This window comes from Achromobacter sp. Bel (genome assembly GCF_012928505.1).
Lineage (GTDB): Bacteria > Pseudomonadota > Gammaproteobacteria > Burkholderiales > Burkholderiaceae_B > Achromobacter.
In genome coordinates, this window is sequence record NZ_JABBJN010000084.1 from 1 (window position 1) to 16,828 (window position 16,828).

12 protein-coding genes and 1 pseudogene are annotated in these 16,828 nt (G+C 66.7%); 11 read left to right on the top strand and 2 right to left on the bottom strand.

Annotated features, from left to right (window positions below):
* From HG262_RS29185 to HG262_RS29215, 7 genes are all read left to right on the top strand, one after another.
* On the top strand, positions 1 to 1,351 hold a 1,351-nt coding region (locus HG262_RS29185; RefSeq protein WP_169274321.1), incomplete at its 5' end, for a 3-hydroxyacyl-CoA dehydrogenase family protein.
* A 64-nt stretch (positions 1,352 to 1,415) separates the two neighbouring features.
* A complete protein-coding gene (locus tag HG262_RS29190) occupies positions 1,416 to 2,738 on the top strand; it encodes an outer membrane protein transport protein (protein ID WP_169274322.1) in 1,323 nt (440 codons plus the stop codon).
* A 54-nt stretch (positions 2,739 to 2,792) separates the two neighbouring features.
* Positions 2,793 to 5,183, top strand: coding sequence for a 3-hydroxyacyl-CoA dehydrogenase/enoyl-CoA hydratase family protein (locus HG262_RS29195; RefSeq protein ID WP_169274323.1), 2,391 nt, complete (start codon positions 2,793 to 2,795; stop codon positions 5,181 to 5,183).
* 215 nt (positions 5,184 to 5,398) lie between these two features.
* A complete protein-coding gene (locus HG262_RS29200) occupies positions 5,399 to 6,598 on the top strand; it encodes an acetyl-CoA C-acyltransferase (protein ID WP_169274324.1) in 1,200 nt (399 codons plus the stop codon).
* Positions 6,599 to 6,644: 46 nt separating this feature from the next.
* The gene (locus HG262_RS29205; protein WP_169274325.1) at positions 6,645 to 7,190 is read left to right on the top strand and encodes a DUF4442 domain-containing protein; all 546 of its coding nucleotides are present in this window, start codon (positions 6,645 to 6,647) and stop codon (positions 7,188 to 7,190) included.
* Complete coding sequence (locus tag HG262_RS29210) at positions 7,154 to 7,744, top strand: chalcone isomerase family protein (protein ID WP_169274326.1); 591 nt, start codon at positions 7,154 to 7,156, stop codon at positions 7,742 to 7,744. Before HG262_RS29205 ends, HG262_RS29210 begins: the two co-directional genes overlap by 37 nt.
* A gap of 16 nt (positions 7,745 to 7,760) precedes the next feature.
* Positions 7,761 to 9,464 carry an AMP-binding protein gene (locus tag HG262_RS29215; RefSeq protein WP_169274327.1) on the top strand — a complete coding sequence of 568 codons (1,704 nt, stop codon included), beginning with the start codon at positions 7,761 to 7,763 and terminating at the stop codon, positions 9,462 to 9,464.
* A 16-nt stretch (positions 9,465 to 9,480) separates the two neighbouring features.
* Here HG262_RS29215 and HG262_RS29220 read toward each other — a convergent pair whose 3' ends face one another.
* Positions 9,481 to 11,049, bottom strand: a complete 1,569-nt coding sequence (locus tag HG262_RS29220; protein ID WP_169274328.1) for a sulfatase-like hydrolase/transferase — start codon at positions 11,047 to 11,049, stop codon at positions 9,481 to 9,483.
* Positions 11,050 to 11,060: 11 nt separating this feature from the next.
* Positions 11,061 to 12,035 carry a Bug family tripartite tricarboxylate transporter substrate binding protein gene (locus tag HG262_RS29225; RefSeq protein ID WP_169274329.1) on the bottom strand — a complete coding sequence of 325 codons (975 nt, stop codon included), beginning with the start codon at positions 12,033 to 12,035 and terminating at the stop codon, positions 11,061 to 11,063.
* A 128-nt stretch (positions 12,036 to 12,163) separates the two neighbouring features.
* Between HG262_RS29225 and HG262_RS29230 the strand changes: the two genes are divergently transcribed.
* The 4 genes and pseudogenes from HG262_RS29230 to dtnK all read left to right on the top strand — a co-directional run.
* Positions 12,164 to 12,688: a MarR family transcriptional regulator gene (locus HG262_RS29230; protein ID WP_169274330.1), complete on the top strand. Its 525-nt coding sequence runs from the start codon at positions 12,164 to 12,166 to the stop codon at positions 12,686 to 12,688.
* A gap of 291 nt (positions 12,689 to 12,979) precedes the next feature.
* A complete protein-coding gene (locus tag HG262_RS29235; RefSeq protein WP_169274333.1) occupies positions 12,980 to 15,064 on the top strand; it encodes a TonB-dependent siderophore receptor in 2,085 nt (694 codons plus the stop codon).
* A gap of 138 nt (positions 15,065 to 15,202) precedes the next feature.
* A complete protein-coding gene (locus HG262_RS29240; protein ID WP_169274331.1) occupies positions 15,203 to 16,231 on the top strand; it encodes a 2-keto-3-deoxygluconate permease in 1,029 nt (342 codons plus the stop codon).
* Positions 16,228 to 16,828, top strand: a pseudogene (gene dtnK, locus HG262_RS29245) (D-threonate kinase); the annotation flags it as partial. The gene HG262_RS29240 and the pseudogene dtnK, both read left to right, overlap by 4 nt.

The window sequence follows — 16,828 nt, forward strand, 5'->3', positions numbered from 1 at the left end:
GTCGAACAAGCCCCCGCGCCGCGCGCGCGGCCTGGGCGGCTGGGCCAACCGTTGGCCGCTGAAATCCCTTGTCGCCAATCGCGCCCGCAAGCAGATTGCCGCCAAGGATCCGCTGGGCCATTACCCCGCCGCCCCTGCCATCGTGACCCTTTGGGAAAAGCACGGCGGCAACGCCCTGCAGGCGCCCGACCTGATCGACGGCATCATCGCATCGGACACCGCCCGCAATCTGCTGCGCGTGTTCCGCCTGCAGGAACGGCTGAAGGCCAACGGCAAGCAAACCGGCGCCGCGCCCGCCCGCCATGTCCATGTGGTGGGCGCCGGCGTCATGGGCGGCGACATCGCGGCCTGGTGCGCGCTCAAGGGCATGACCGTCACCTTGCAAGACCAGGACATGGCCCGCATCGCGCCCGCCGTCCAACGGGCGGCGGCGCTGTACGCGCGCCGCCTGAAAGACCCGCGCCTGGCGCGGGCGGCGTTCGACCGCCTGATCCCCGACCCGGCGGGCAGCGGCGTGCCGCTGGCCGACGTTGTCATCGAGGCCATCAGCGAACAGCCGGAAGCCAAGCGCGCGCTGTACCGGTCGCTGGAACCCCGGATGAAGCCCGGCGCGCTGCTGGCCACCAACACATCCAGCCTGTCGCTTGAGACCCTGCGCGCCGGACTGGCCGACCCGGCGCGGCTGATCGGCATCCACTTCTTCAACCCGGTCGCCAAAATGCCGCTGGTGGAAGTGGTGCATGCCGACGGCGACGCCGGCGACGCCCTGGCGCGCGCCTGCGCCTTCGTCGGCCAGATCGACAAGCTGGCGCTGCCCGTCAAGAGCGCGCCGGGCTTCCTGGTCAACGCCGTGCTGGCGCCGTACATGCTGCAGGCGATGCGCAGCGTGGACGAAGGCATCGCGCCCGAAACCGTCGACGCCGCCATGGTGGCGTTCGGCATGCCGATGGGACCGCTGGAACTGGCCGACACAGTCGGCCTGGATATCGCGCGCGCCGCAGGCGAAGAACTGGCCGGTGGCGCCGAGCCCCCGCGCTGCCTGGCCGAACGGCTGGCGCGCGGCAATCTCGGCAAGAAAAGCGGCAAGGGCTTCTACACGTGGCGCGACGGCAAACCGGTCAAGCCAGGCGGGGCCGCCCCGGCCGCCGCCCCGGCAGGCCTGGCGCAGCGCCTGATCCAGCCGCTTGTGGACGCCACCCGGCAACGCCTGGAGGCCGGCGTCGTCGCCGATGCCGACCTGGCCGACGCCGGCGTGATTTTCGGAACCGGATTCGCCCCGTTCACGGGCGGGCCGTTGCATTACCAACGCAGCAACCCTTGGCACAGCAGTAAAACGGCTCACGCCGAATAGACCGGCTCGACAAGAAAACCGGCAGTGCAATAGAGACATACATTCAACTCGAGGAGGCAGTACCATGCGCAGACGTTCATTGTCCCTGAGCACCTTGTCGGCCATTGTGGTCGGCCTGGGCGCATCTGCAACGTCCTATGCCGCCGGCTTTCAGCTCTTGGAGCAGAACGCCAGCGGCTTGGGCAACGCGTATGCAGGCTCGGCGGCAAACCCGGAAAACGCCAGCATCATCTACTACAACCCGGCAGGCATGACGTATCTGCCAGGCATCAACTTTTCGGGCGGGGTCAACCTGATCAAGCCCTCGTTCAAGTTCTCGGACAATGGCAACAGCCGCAACCCGAGCGTGCCTGGCATCCCCGGGTCCGGCTTGAACGGGTCGGTGCCCACCGGCGGCAACGGCGGCGACGCCGGCAATCTGGGGGTCGTCCCCAACCTCTACGCCTCCTGGCAGTTGAATGAGCAGTGGTACATCGGCCTGGGCGTCGGCGCCCCTTTCGGCCTGATGACCGAATACGACGACGGTTGGGTCGGCCAATACCACTCCAACAAGTTCGAGATCAAGACCATCAACGTGAACCCGTCGATCGCCTATAAGGTCAACGACAAGTTCTCGATGGGCTTCGGCGTGAACTGGCAACACATCGATGCCAACTACAAGAAAAAGACGGTGGTGCCGATCGCGGGCCTGCCGGTCGCCACCAACGGCGACGCCGACCTGAACCTGAAGGGCGACGCCTGGGGCTGGAACATCGGCTTCATGCTGCAGCCCACGGAAGATACGCGCATCGGCCTGTCGTACCGCTCGAAAATCAAGCACACGGCCAAGGGCGATACCGACATCACCAGCATCGGACCGACCAAGGCATCGGTATCGTTCGACGCCAAGGCCTCGGTAGACCTGCCCGACTCGCTGATCCTGAGCGGCACGCACCAGTTGAACGAACGGTGGGAACTGCTGGGCGACGTGTCGTGGACGGGCTGGAGCAGCATCCCCGACCTGAAGATCCGCAACTCGGGCGCCGGCGCGCGCGACGACGAGCTGCCGTTGAATTTCCGCGACACGTGGCGCGTCGCCGTGGGCGCGAACTACAAGTTCGCCCCCGCCTGGAAATGGAAGTTCGGCCTGGCCTACGACCAGTCGCCCGTCCACAAGGAAGCCGACCGCCCGACGTCCTTGCCCGACAACGACCGCTACTGGTTCTCGACAGGCGTGCAGTGGCAGGCCACCAAGAGCACGACGCTGGATCTGGGCTACACCTATCTGTACCTGCGCAAGACGGACATCGACACCACGTCCGGCAGCCAGCTATCCAAGGGCCGCGTCGCGGGCACCTATGACAGCAGCGGCCACATTTTCGGCCTGCAACTGTCGTCCCGCTTCTAGCCTTGCACGGGCGGGCGGCCTCGTGCCGCCCGCCCGCTTTTCCAGGAGAATCCCTTGAGCAAGTTCGTCGTCAAACACGTCGCCGTCCTGGGTGCCGGCGTCATGGGCGCGCAGATCGCCGCCCACCTGGCCAACGCCGGCGTGCCCGTCACGCTGTTCGACCTGGCGGCCGCCGAAGGCGACCGCAACGGCATCGTCAAGAAGGCGCTGGCCGGCCTGAAAAAGCTGGAACCCGCGCCGCTGGCCGGCGCCGCGCGCATTGCGCGGATCACCCCCGCGAACTATGACGACCACCTGGACGCGCTGCGCGGCTGCGACCTGGTCATCGAAGCCATTGCCGAACGCATGGACTGGAAGACGGCGCTGTACGAGCGCATCGCCCCCCATGTGTCGCCCGACGCCATCGTCGCCTCGAACACGTCCGGCCTGTCGATCGACGCGCTGGCGAACGCGCTGCCCGCGAGCCTGCGCGACCGCTTCTGCGGCATCCATTTTTTCAATCCGCCCCGCTACATGCGGCTGGTGGAGATCATCGCCACGTCCCATACGCAGCCGGCCGTGCTGGACCAGCTGGAAACCTGGCTCACGTCCACGCTGGGCAAAGGCGTGATCCGCGCGCTGGACACGCCCAACTTCGTGGCCAACCGCATCGGCGTGTTCTCCATCCTGGCCGCCATGCACCACACTGCGCGCCTGGGACTGGGTTTTGACGAAGTCGACGCGCTGACCGGCCCCAAGATCGGCCGCCCCAAGAGCGCCACCTATCGCACCGCCGACGTCGTCGGCCTGGATACGCTGGCCCACGTGGTCGGCACGATGGAAAAGAATCTTCCGGACGACCCGTGGCACCGCTATTTCGCGCTGCCCCAATGGCTGTCCGCCCTGATCCAGAAAGGCGCGCTGGGCCAGAAGACCGGCGCCGGCGTCTACCGCAAGCAAGGCCGCGACATCCTGGTGCTGGACCTGAAAGCGCAAGACTACGTGCCCAGCGCCGGCAAGCTGGCCGACGAGGTCGCCGCGCTGCTGAAGGAACGCAACCCCGCGAAACGCTTCGCCGCGCTGCGCGCAAGCGAACATCCCCAGGCGCAGTTCCTGTGGAGCCTGTTCCGCGACATCTTCCACTACAGCGCCGTGCAGCTTGAGCACGTGGCCGACAACGCCCGCGACCTGGACCTGGCCATGCGCTGGGGCTTCGGCTGGGGGCAAGGCCCGTTCGAAACGTGGCAGGCTGCCGGCTGGCAAGCGATCGCCGCTGCCGTGGCTGAAGACATCGCCGCCGGCCGCGCCATGAGCGACGCCCCCTTGCCCACCTGGGCACTGGAACCCGCCCGCCAGGGCGTGCACGCGCCCGAAGGCTCCTATTCCGCGCGCACCGGGAAGCTGCATCCACGTTCGGCGCTGCCCGTGTACCGGCGCCAGCTGTTCCCGGAACGCGTGTTCGGCGAAGGGGCGGACGACCGCGGCGTCACCGTCTGGGAAAATGAAGGCGTGCGCCTGTGGAATCTGCCCGAGGTGGACGCGGGCATCGCCATCCTGTCCGTTACGTCCAAGAACCACACCCTGGGCGGCGAAGTGCTGGAAGGCGTGCTGCAAGCGGTTGCCCGCGCCGAACGCGAGTTCGACGGCCTGGTGATCTGGCACGAACCGCCCTTCGCGGTGGGCGCCAACCTGCAGCAGGTGGTCGAAGCCTGCGCCGCCGGCCAGTTCGACATGCTGGAAGCCATGGTCGAGAAATTCCAGCGCGCCTCCCAATCGTTCAAGTATGCGCAGATTCCCACGGTGGCGGCCGTGCAGGGCATGGCGCTGGGCGGCGGCTGCGAGTTCCTGATGCACGCCTCGCACCGCGTCCTGGCGCTGGAAAGCTACATCGGCCTGGTGGAAGCAGGCGTCGGCCTGATCCCGGCGGGCGGCGGCAGCAAGGAATTCGCCGGCCGCGCGGCGGCCCTTGCCGCGAAGACCGCCACGCCCGGTGAAGTCTTCCCCTACCTGCAACCCATCTTCCAGACCATCGCCACGGCGCAGGTCGCCAAGAGCGCGCTGGAAGCCATCGACACCGGATTCGCCCGCGAACACGACGTCGTGCTGTTCCATCCCGACGAGCTGCTGTTCGTGGCGATCGGGCAGGCCCGCGCCGCGGCCCAGGCCGGCTACACGCCACCGCCACGCCTGGCGAACATCCCGGTAGCGGGCCGCAACGGCATCGCCAACTTCGAGATGGTGCTGGTCAACATGCGCGAAGGCGGCATGATCAGCGCGCATGACTACCGCGTCGCCCGCAGCGCCGCCGTGGCTCTGTGCGGCGGCGAAGTCGAAACCGGCACGAAGGTGGACGAAGAATGGCTGCTGGCGGTGGAGCGCCGCGAATTCGTGGCGCTCCTGCGTACGCCTGAGACCCAGGCCCGCATCCGCCACACCCTGGAAACCGGCAAGCCGCTACGGAATTAATCCCCCCGAGGCGCCTGCGACGCTTCCCAAAGGGGCGCCGGCTGCGGATCGGGGCAGCCGCGGTATGGAGCCCCCCCGAGGCGCCTGCGGCGCCGGCTGCGGACCGGCGCGGCCGGATCCGCGCGGCCCCGCTGGTGCAGCACCGTTGTGCTTTGGAAGGCAGGGTTTCTAGGTCTCGCTATTGATTGTCTCGCTGGATTTATGAGGAATTGAACATGAGCAAGCAGATTCAGGATGCTTACATCGTCGCTGCCACGCGCTTGCCGGTCGGCAAGCGCAATGGCGCCTACATCACTACCCGCCCCGACGACATGCTGGCCGCCGCGCTGAACGGCGCGCTGGCCCAAGTGCCGGGGTTGGACACGGCGCGCATCGAGGACGTGATCGCCGGCTGCGCCATGCCGGAAGCCGAGCAAGGCATGAACGTGGCGCGCATCGGCCTGTTGCTGGCCGGTTTGCCGCAAAGCGTGGCCGGCGTCACGGTCAACCGCTTCTGCGCATCGGGACTGCAAGCGGTGGCGGATGCCGCCGCCCGCATCCGCACGGGCGAGGCCGACATCATGATCGGCGCCGGCACCGAATCCATGAGCGCCATGCCGCAGATCATGGGCAACAAGGTGTCGATGAACCCGGCCATCTTCGCCCACGAAGAGAACATAGGCATGGCCTTCGGCATGGGCCTGACCGGCGAAAAGGTCGCCGAGCGCTGGAAGGTCTCTCGCGAGGATCAGGACGCCTTTGCGCTGGCGTCGCACCAGAAAGCTTGCGCCGCCATCGCCGCCGGCCATTTCCGCGCGGAAACCACGCCATTCGAAGTGGTGTCGCACCTGCCGGACGGCGCCAGCGGCGCCGTGCGCGTGGTGCGCCGGCTGGTCGAGGTGGACGAAGGTCCTCGCCCGGACAGTAGCGCCGAAGCGCTGGCGCGCCTGCGACCCGTGTTCGCGGCGCGCGGCAGCGTCACCGCGGGCAACAGCTCGCAGATGTCGGACGGCGCGGCCGCGGTGGTCCTCGTATCCGACCGGATCCTGCGCGAATTCAACCTTAGCCCGCTGGCGCGCTTTGTCAGCTTCGCGGTGGCGGGCGTGCCACCCGAAGTGATGGGCATCGGCCCCATCGCCGCCATCCCCAAGGTGCTGGACCGCGCAGGCATCACGCAAGACGCGCTGGACTGGATCGAACTGAACGAAGCCTTCGCCGCGCAGTCACTGGCGGTAATCCGCGAGCTGAAGCTGGATCCGGCCAAGGTCAACCCCTTGGGCGGCGCCATTGCGCTGGGCCACCCGCTGGGCGCGACGGGCGCGATCCGCACGGCCACGATCACGCATGGCCTGCGCCGCACAGGCGGCAAGTACGGGCTGGTCACCATGTGCATCGGCACGGGCATGGGCGCCGCCGGGCTGTTCGAAGCGATGTGACCCGGCGCGTCGACACCCGCCAAGATACGCAAAGGCCCAGCGAAACGTGAAGCCCTATTGGTTCAAGAGCCTGTCGCCGGAATGGCGCGCGCGCCTGATGCGGGTGGGCTTCAACCTGCATCCGGCATTCCGCGCCACCGGCGGCCGCGTGTTGCACGTGTCGCCGGATTTCCAGCACATCCGCATCAAGCTTCCCTTGCTGCGGCGCACGCGCAACATCGTGGGTTCGATGTATGGCGGATCGCTGTTCGCGGTGACGGACGGCGCGCACCCCACGATGCTGATGTCCGCGCTGGGCGCGGACCACATCGTATGGGACAAGGCCGCGTCGATCCGCTACCGCAAGCCCGCCTACACGACGCTGTACGTGGATTTCCGGCTGCCGCCCGGGGAGATCGCGGAGATCCGCCGCATCCTCGCCCGGGACCACGAAACCACCCGCACATACACGGTGGAATTGAAGGACAAGGACGGCGTGGTCTATGCCGTCGTGGAACGCACGATCTATATCGCCGACAAGAAGTTCTACAAGCGAAAGAACACAGGAGGAGACCCATGCATCCCATCTCTGGAGGGCGATCCGCCGCCCTGAGCCTCATGCTTGCCGCCAGCCTGGCGGGTGCGCCCGCCGTGGCCGCCGATATGGAGGTCGCGGGCGTGCGCGTGCCGGAACAAGTGTCCGAAGGCGGCCATGCGCTCGTGCTCAACGGCGCGGGCGTGCGCACCAAATTCGTCGTGAAGGTCTACGTCGCCGCGCTATACGCCACCGCCAAGAGCAGCGATGCGCAGGCACTGGTCAATAGCGCGGAGCCGCGCCGCATCCGCCTGCAATTACTCCGCGACGTGGACAGCAAGAGCCTGGACGACGCGTTGCAGGAAGGTTTGCGCGACAATACGCCCATGCAGGAGCTTGCCGCGCTGAAAGCGCCGGCAGACCGCTTATCCCGCCTGATGGCCGACATCGGCACGGCCAAGACGGGCGACGTGGTTGATCTGGATTTCGACGCCCGTGGCGTCACGGTCACGGACAACGGCAAGCAGCGAGGCAGGATCGACAGCCCCGACTTCGCGCGCGCCTTGCTGCGCGTCTGGCTGGGCGACAATCCGGCCCAGGCCTCCCTGAAGAATGCCCTCTTGGGCAATTAGGCGGAACCCCACGACGATGGAACGAATCTGGCACAAGAGCTATCCCTCCGGTGTTCCCGCCGAGATCGAGATGGACGGCGTGACGACGCTGGTCACGGTCGTGCGGGACAGTTGCCGCCGCTATGCGGACAAGACCGCCTATATCAGCATGGGCAAGTCGATCAGCTACGCCGAACTGGACGCGCTGACCCGCGACTTCGCCGCATGGCTGCACGCTAACGGCCTGGGCAAGGGCGACCGCATCGCGCTGATGATGCCCAACCTGCTGCAGTACCCGGTCTGCCTGTTCGGCGCGCTGCGCGCCGGTTGCATCGTCGTCAACTGCAACCCGCTCTATACCGCGCACGAACTTGAACACCAGTTGGCCGACTCGGGCGCGCGTGCCATCGTGGTCGCGGACAACTTCGCGGCAACCCTGCAGAAAGCCCTGCCCCAGACCGCAATCGAACGCGTGCTGGTGACGTCCATCGGCGAGATGCTCGGCCCCCTCAAGGGTCGGCTGGTGGACTTCGTGATCCGCCGCGTCAAGCGCATGGTGCCGGCCTGGTCGCTGCCGGGCGCCGTCCGGCTGGCCGACGCCTTGCGCGTCGGCCGTCACGCGCCCTTTACCGAGGTGCCGCTGGATCAGCGCGACCTGGCCTGCCTGCAGTACACGGGTGGCACGACGGGCGTGGCCAAGGCCGCGATGCTGACGCATGGCAATCTGGTGGCAAACCTGAGCCAGGCCCACGCCTGGATCCGGCCGCTGGTGAAAGACGGCGAAGAATGCGTCGTGACGGCCCTGCCGCTCTACCACATCTTCGCCCTGACGGCGAACTGCCTGACCTTCATGAAGATCGGCGCCAGCAACCTGCTGATCATCAATCCGCGCGACATCCCCGGCCTGATCAAAGAGATGGGCAAGGTGCCGTTTTCCGCCTTCACCGGCGTCAACACGCTGTTCAACGCCCTGCTCAACCATCCCGACTTCGCCAAGCTGGACTTTTCGCGCCTGCGCCTGACGATGGGCGGAGGCATGGCCGTGCAGCGCGCGGTGGCCGACCGCTGGCGCGCCGTGACGGGAAAGCCGCTGGCGCAGGCCTACGGCCTGACCGAGACCTCGCCTGCCGTCACCGTCAATCCGCTGGACGTCAAGGTGTTCACGGGTTCGATCGGCTTGCCGGTGCCGTCCACTGAAATCTCCATCCGCAACGACGAAGGCCAAGAACAAGGCATCGGCGAAAGCGGCGAGATCTGCGTGCGCGGCCCCCAGGTCACGCAAGGCTACTGGAACCGGCCCGACGAGACGGCGCTGGTGATGTACCCGGACGGCTTCCTGCGCACCGGCGACATCGGCTACGTCGACGAAAACGGCTACGTGTTCCTGATCGACCGCAAGAAGGACATGATCCTGGTGTCCGGCTTCAATGTGTACCCCAACGAGGTCGAAGACGCCGCCGCGCTGCATCCCGGTGTACGCGAAGTGGCGGCCGTGGGCGTGCCGGACGAGCGCTCGGGCGAAGCCGTGAAGCTGTATGTGATCCGCAAAGATCCGGGCCTGGACGCGGAAACGCTGATCGCCCATTGCCGCACGCAGCTGACCGGCTACAAGGTGCCGCGCTACGTGGAATTCCGCGACGACTTGCCGCGCACCAACGTCGGCAAGATCCTGCGGCGGGAATTGAAGCCGGAGGCGCAATCGTCAGCGGCTGCGCCCCCCCAAACTCAAACCACCGCCTAGGCGGTCGGCCCGCCGCCTACCACTGTCCGAAAAACACACCAGCCCGCTTATGCGCGTTGGTGGCGTTTTCCACGGCCTCGTCGCTGATCGTGGTGCGGCGCTTGCCGCGCAGCATCCAATCGAGCAGGCGCTCGCGCAGTTCCGCGCGCACGGCGACGTGCGCGCTGCTGGTGCCCAGATCCTGGAATTCATCGGGATCAGCGTGCAGATCGAAGAGCTGCTCGGGTTCGTCCAGCCAATGCACGTAGCGCCAGCGGTCGGTGCGGACCGACCAGGCGCGCGCGTTCTGCGGCGTTTTGCCGCGCAGCACACGCGCTTGGCGGAAGCTGTAGTCCAGTTCGGAAAACACGCAATCCCGCCATGGCGCCGCGGCGTCGCGGCCGTGCAGCAACGTCTGCAACGCTCGGCCCTCCAGCCGATGGCCGGGTCCCGGCGTGCCCAGCGCGCGCAGCACGGTGGGCACCACGTCCACGCTCTCGACCATGTCCGACAACACCTGGCCCCGCGTGGGGTCGGCCGCGGCCGACGGATCCATCACGATGAAGGGGACCCGCTGCACGGTGTCATAGAACAGCTCTTTCTCGCCCAGCCAATGGTCGCCCAGGAAGTCGCCGTGGTCCGCCGTGAACACAATCAACGTGTTCTTCATCAGCCCCGCGCCTTCCATGTAGTCGAACAGCCGGCCCAGGTGGTCGTCCAGTTGCCGGATCAGGCCTTGATAGGCGGGCCGGACCACGCGCACGCATTCGTCCGTGGAGAAACTGACGCTTTCTTCCTGCTGGCGGTACGCGGCCACGACCGGGTGCGCGTCCACCAGTTCTTCGCGGTTGCGCCGCACCGGCAGGCATTGATCGGCGCTATAGCGATTATGGTAGGGTGCCGGCGCCATGTAGGGCCAGTGCGGTTTGACGTAGCTCAGATGCAGTACCCAGGGCTGGCCGCCACGCCGCTTCATGAAGTCCAGCGCCTGATCCGTCATGTACGCGGTCTCGGAATGCGGTTCGGCCACGCGCGACGGCAGATGCACGTTGCGCATGTTCCATCCGCTGACGACCTGGCCGCTGGCGTCCACGCCCGCGATCACGTAGTCGGTCCAGGGGTCCGCGCTGTCGTAGCCGTGGCGGCGCAGGAACGCGGGATAGCCGCTTTCCCTGCCGGGCGTGTGGTGGCCGTCGTAGCGGTCCAGTTCGGTGAAGCCGCCGCGGCTCAGCAGCACGCCCAGTTCCGACGCGCCGTCGATGGCCAGCCGCTCCATGCCGGCCTTATCCGGGATGATGTGGGTCTTGCCCGCCAGCGCCAGCTCCCGCCCCTGCCCCGCCAGGTACTCGCCCAGCGTGATCTCGTTGACCGACAGCGGGACGCGGTTCCAGGTCGCGCCATGGCGTGACGGGTAACGCCCCGTGTAATAGCTCATGCGCGAGGGGCCGCAAACGCCCGAGTTCACAAAAGCCCGGTCGAAACGCGCGCCGCGCGCCGCCAGCGCGTCCAGGCTGGGCGTCTGCAAATAGGGATGGCCATAACAGCTCAGGTGGTCGGCCCGCAGTTGGTCGGCCATGATGAACAGCACGTTCTGCACGGTACTCATTGCGGCCCCCGTCATTGCGTGGCCGTGAAGCCGGAAGCCCGCACCACGGGTTCCCACTGCTTACGGTAGGCCGTCAGCGCCGCGGCGGTGCCGGCGGCATCTATCGAGACGGGCTCCAGGAACACGCCGCGCACGGCTTCCTGCATGGCGGGTTCGCGCAGGATGGTCGCAATATCCGCGCCCAGGCGGTCGATCTTGGTCTGCGGCATCGCCGCCGGCGCGAAGAAGGCGTTCCAGCCATCGGCGGCCAGATTCACACCACTTTCCTTGAAGGTGGGCACGTCTTTCAGATCCGCGTCGCGGGTGTCTCCGGACGTGGCCAGGATGCGTATCTTGCCGGCGCGATGCTGCGGCAACAGCGTATCCAGCGTGTCGATGCCTTGCGGCAGGATCCCGCCGATCAGCTCCGAGATCAGCGGCGCCGATCCCCGGTAGCCGATCACTTCCGGATCCTGCTTGATCTCGCGGCCCAGCATCAACGCGAAAAAATGCGGCAAACTGCCGGTGGCCGGCACGCCCACCGTGAACTGCTTGGGATTCTCGCGCAGCCACTGGCGCAATGCCGCCACGTCCTGGATCGGGGAACTGGCCGGCACCGCCAGCGCAAACTTATAGCGGCTGGCCAACGACACGGGCTTGAAGTCCTGCTGGGCGTCGTAGCCCGGTTGGGCATAGACCAGCGGCGCCACCACCATCACGGCCGGGTTGGCCAGCATCAGCACGTTCTGGCTGGCCGGCGCCGCGTGCAGGCCCTGCGCCGCGATGCGGCCGCCGGCGCCGGTCTTGTTCTCGACCACGACCGATACGCCCACCCGGTCCTTCAAGCGGTCCGCCACCAGCCGCGCGATGCGGTCCGAACTGCCGCCCGGCGGATAGCCGACCACGATGGTCAGCGGGCCGTCCAGCGGCGCCTGCTGCGCACAGGCCAGCGGGGCCGCCCCCGCCAGCGCCGTCGCCACGAGGGCGCCCGTCATCCATTTACGCATTGTCTTCTCCTGGAGACAGTGGCCCGCTGTCGGTTATGGTTATTCATGCTTGGCCGATACCCGAATGAGTGAATGGAATGTAGCAACGCGGCTATTGCTTGATCTAATCCAGGACTTTCCATAAAGATATGCACGCCACGCCCCCGTCCGATCCGCCCCATCTGGCGGACATGCTCATGTACCGGCTGTATCAGGCCTGGTCGCAGTCCAACCCGGTCTTTGTGCGGATGTGTGAAGGCCGCTTCGGCATCACCCGCCGCGAATGGCGCATCCTGGCCTGCGCCGTCGAAGGCGGCATCATGAATTCGGCCGAATTGGCCGCCGCGGCCAAACTGGACCTGGCCCGCACGTCGCGCACGCTTGGGGCGCTGTGCGAAAAAGGCTGGCTGCGCAGGCTTCACGACAGCGCCGACCGCCGGGTGGTGCGCGTGGAGGCCACTGCCGAAGGCGTCGCCCGCTATCAGGCCCTGCTGCCCGAGGTTGCGCGGCTGAACGATCTGCTGGTGCAAGACTTGAGCGATAGCGAAGTTGCGCTGCTGCGCGACTTCCTGGCCCGCATCGAACAGCGCGGGCGCCGCATGGCAGAAGACAACATCGTCACGGAAAAGGCCAGCCGCCGCGACGGCGGCACACGGCGAGCGCGGTACGCCTGACCCCGGTTGTCGCGTAACGCCAACATTCTCGGAAATCCGGCATCGGCGCCGCGCGCGGCCGCAAGCGGCTGATAGCACGGCGTTTTTTTGCCGCGTCGGTGCGTACGGGACCGATTTGCAGGGCTTTTTTACATCTGGGATCACCCCGATTCCGGCCGGTACGCGCCTCACCCATCAATAATAATAATCGTTGTCATTCCTATACATGTTCGGCTGCCAAGCAGCCGCCCGGGAGATTTCTTGAAACGCCATCGTTATCCGGCCGCATATCGCGCTCGGCCGCAGACCCTATTGCCCGCCGCCGCCCTGCTGGCCGCCTGCGTGAGCGCCTCGGCGCAGACCCAACCCGTGCCAGCCGGCGCAACCGCCGAAGCCCCCACCGTGCTGCCCGCCGTGCAGGTCACCGGTACGGGCGAAACCGCGACGGGCCCCGTCGACGGCTACGTGGCGACGCGCAGCGCCACCGGCACCAAAACCGATACCGCCCTGTCGGAGACGCCTCAAGCCATCACGGTAATCCCGCGCGGACAAATCGTGGACCAGGGATCGCAGAACGTTCAGGACGCCATGAACTACGCGGCTGGCGTTCGACCCAACGCCTACGGCGTGGACAACCGCGGCGATTACGTCCGGATCCGCGGCGTGGAGCCCGCCCAGTACCTGGACGGCCTGCGCCAGTTCTTCAACTACAACAACCCGCGCACGGAAATCTACGGCATGGAGCGTGTCGAAGTGCTGCGCGGCCCGTCGTCCATGCTGTACGGCCAAGGCAGCACCGGCGGCATCGTCAACCTGGTCAGCAAACGTCCGCAGGCTGAAGCGCAGCGCGAGATCGGCGTGGTGCTGGGCAACGACAACAGGCGCGAGATCCAGGCCGACCTGACCGGCCCCGTCACCGAAGACGGCCAATGGCTGTACCGTGTCGTGGCGGTAGGCCGAGACAGCGACACGCAGGTGCAGCACGCGCCCGATGACCGCCTGATGCTGGCGCCTTCCTTGACATGGCAACCCAGCGCCGCCACCTCGCTCACCTTGCAGGCCCTGTGGCAAAAGGACAAGTCCGGCACCACACAATCGTTCCTGCCCTGGAACGGATCGGTGCAAGAGAATCCGAACGGCCGCATCCCGACCCGGCGCTTCGTCAGCGAACCGGGTTTCGACGCCTACGATACCGAGCAGTTCAGCGTGGGCTGGCTGTTCGAACACCAGTTCAACGATACGTGGAAATTCCGGCAAAACTTCCGCAATACGGTCAGCCGCGTCGACTACCAATCGCTATACCCGAGCGTCTACGGCGACCGGCGCGGCAACTCGTACATCGATGCGGGCCAGACCACGACCGACCGCTTCTTCTACATCAACAAGCCGCGCATGCGCACGCTGCTGGCCGACCAGAACATCGAAGGCAAGTTGAACTGGGGTCGCACCGAGCACACCGTCATCGTCGGGATGGATTATTCGCATTACCGCGAGACCAGCCAGACGGCCAGCGGCCTGGGCGCGCCGCTGAATCTGTACCACCCCGTGTACGGCAACCTGCCGGAGTACGAGTTATCCGACACGCCGAAGCAGAAACAGCAGCAACTGGGCTTCTATGCACAGGACCAGATCAAATTCGACAAGAACTGGATCTTCCTGGCCGGTATCCGGCGCGACCGCGCCGACAACCGCATCGACGGCCAGGACAAGGAAACCGACTACGCCACGACAAAACGCTTCGGCCTGATGTATGCCGCCGACAACGGCTGGTCGCCCTATCTGAGCTACAGCGAATCGTTCACGCCGATCGCGGGTTCCGATTTCTACGACCAGCGCTGGAAGCCGATGCGCGGCAAGCAGGTCGAGGCCGGCATCAAATACATGCCGAAAGACGCCGACATCGAGTTCACGGCCGCCGCCTACGATCTGCGGGAAAAGAACCGTCAGACCAATGACCCGAACAATCCCAACAACCAGATCCAGGCCGGCAAGACACGCACGCGCGGCGTGGAACTGGAGTTGCGCGGCCGGGCCACCAAAGACATCGACGTGATCGCCAACTACATCTACACCGATGTCGACCCTCAGTTGGAAGGCCTGCCCAAGCACATGGCGTCCCTGTGGGGAAAATACCGCTTTGCCCTGGCCGGCCAACCCGGCTTCGCCGTGGGTGCCGGCGTGCGCTACCTGAGCGCGTTCCGAGACGGCGGCGCCCCGCAGACGCCTGCCGTCACGTTGTTCGACGCCATGATCAGCTATGACAATGGCCCGTGGCGCTACGCGTTGAACGTCAACAATATCGCGGACCGCACCTACGAGGTCGTCTGCCTGGACCGGGGCGACTGCTTCTACGGCGCGCGCCGCACGGTCATGCTGAGCGGGGCATATCGCTTCTAAACGACGAGTCGGCCTCTGGGAAGGGAAAACCTGTACGTACTAGCTGTACGTACAGGTGTACACTGTCGGTTTTCAACCCGTGACAGACGCGTCAACGAACGTCTGCAACCCACCAGAACCATCCTGGAGACTCCGCAAGTGTCGACCGCAACTTCCCGTTCGCCTTTTTTTGGCACCATGCAAAAGATCCCTGGCGGATTGATGCTTGTGCCGCTGATCCTGGGTTCCCTGATCGGCACCTTCGCCCCTGACGCCCTGGCCATCGGCGGGTTCACCACCGCCCTCTTCAAGAACAGCGCCCTGCCGTTGATCGCCCTGCTGATCTTCGCGACCGGCACGCAGGTCAACGCCCGCACCGGCGGCCCCATTTTGGCCACCGCCGGCACCATCCTGCTGATGAAGACGCTGGTGCCCGCCACCCTCATCATCATCCTGGGCAGCTATGTCGGCCTGGACGGCGTGCTGGGCGTGTCCATCCTGGCCCTGCTGGCCGCTTTCGACAACAGCAACGGCGGCCTCTGGCTGGCCTACACCGGCCAGTACGGCGATGCCCGCGACCGCGGCGCCTACGTCGCCAGCGCGGTCAACGACGGCCCCTTCTTCAGCCTGCTGTTCCTGGGCGCTTCGGGCCTGGCCGATATTCCGATGATCGCCCTGGTGGCCGCGCTGGTGCCCTTCCTGTTGGGCGTGGTGGTCGGCAACCTGGACCCCAAATGGCGCGACGTGCTCAAGCCCGTGCCCAACATCGTCATCCCGTTCTTTGCCTTCGCGCTGGGCACCGGCATCAATCTGGGCGCGGTCGTCAGCGGCGGCATCAGCGGCCTGATCCTGGGCCTGATCATCAGTCCGATCACCGGCGGCCTGGTCTATCTGGGCTATCGCCTGATCCTGCGCCGCGGCGGCAAGAGCGGCCTGGGCTTTGCCGCCGGCACGACCGCCGGCAACGCCATCGCCACGCCCGCCGTGGTGGCCGCCGCCGATCCGAACTTCCAGCAATACGTGTCGACCGCCACCGCGCAGGTCGCCGCCTGCGTGCTGATCAGTTCGATCCTGGCCCCGATCCTGGCCTCGTACTTCCTCAAGCGGGCAGGCCAGCTTAAGTCCGAGGATGCGGAATCGACTCGCGGCACGCCCACCTTGGGCGAGGCGCGCGGAGAGGCGCTTTGAATCCCACGATCGCCATCGTCGCCGATGACCTGACCGGTTCCGGCGACACCGCGGTGCAGTTCGTCCGCGCCGGATGGAGCACGCATCTGTCCATCGGCGGCGCCGACGAGGCGCTGTCCGGCCCGGCCACGGCCGGCGTGGAAGTGCTGGCCGTTACGACCAACAGCCGCGCCCTGCCCGCCACCGACGCGGCCCGCGTCATCCAACAGAACGTGCAGCAACTGCGCGCGGCCGGCGTGTCGCGCCTGTACAAGAAGGTGGATTCCACCTTGCGCGGGGCCTTCAAAGCCGAGATCGACGCGGCGCGAGACGCCTGGGGCCCGGACACGGTGGCGGTCATCTGCCCCGCCTTCCCGGCCACCGGCCGGACCGTCGAACAGGGCATTCTGTATGTGAACGGCAAGCCGGTCACCGAGACCTCGGCCGCGACCGACCCGGTGACCCCGGTGACCGAAAGCCACATCCCCACCTTGCTGGGCTGCGCCCATGTCGCGGCGCAAGCAGGCGATACGCCCGACACGCTGGCCGCGCGCATCCGGCAGGCCGGCAACACGGTCGTGGTTGACGCCGCCACCGATGCCGACCTGGAACGCCTGG

Excerpts from the sequence above, each read along its gene's own strand:
- HG262_RS29230 (WP_169274330.1), top strand. The coding sequence starts at position 12,164 with ATGCACGCCACGCCCCCGTCCGATCCGCCCCATCTGGCGGACATGCTC.
- HG262_RS29200 (WP_169274324.1), top strand. The coding sequence starts at position 5,399 with ATGAGCAAGCAGATTCAGGATGCTTACATCGTCGCTGCCACGCGCTTG.
- HG262_RS29220 (WP_169274328.1), bottom strand. The coding sequence starts at position 11,049 with ATGAGTACCGTGCAGAACGTGCTGTTCATCATGGCCGACCAACTGCGG.
- HG262_RS29225 (WP_169274329.1), bottom strand. The coding sequence starts at position 12,035 with ATGCGTAAATGGATGACGGGCGCCCTCGTGGCGACGGCGCTGGCGGGG.
- HG262_RS29215 (WP_169274327.1), top strand. The coding sequence starts at position 7,761 with ATGGAACGAATCTGGCACAAGAGCTATCCCTCCGGTGTTCCCGCCGAG.
- HG262_RS29210 (WP_169274326.1), top strand. The coding sequence starts at position 7,154 with ATGCATCCCATCTCTGGAGGGCGATCCGCCGCCCTGAGCCTCATGCTT.
- HG262_RS29190 (WP_169274322.1), top strand. The coding sequence starts at position 1,416 with ATGCGCAGACGTTCATTGTCCCTGAGCACCTTGTCGGCCATTGTGGTC.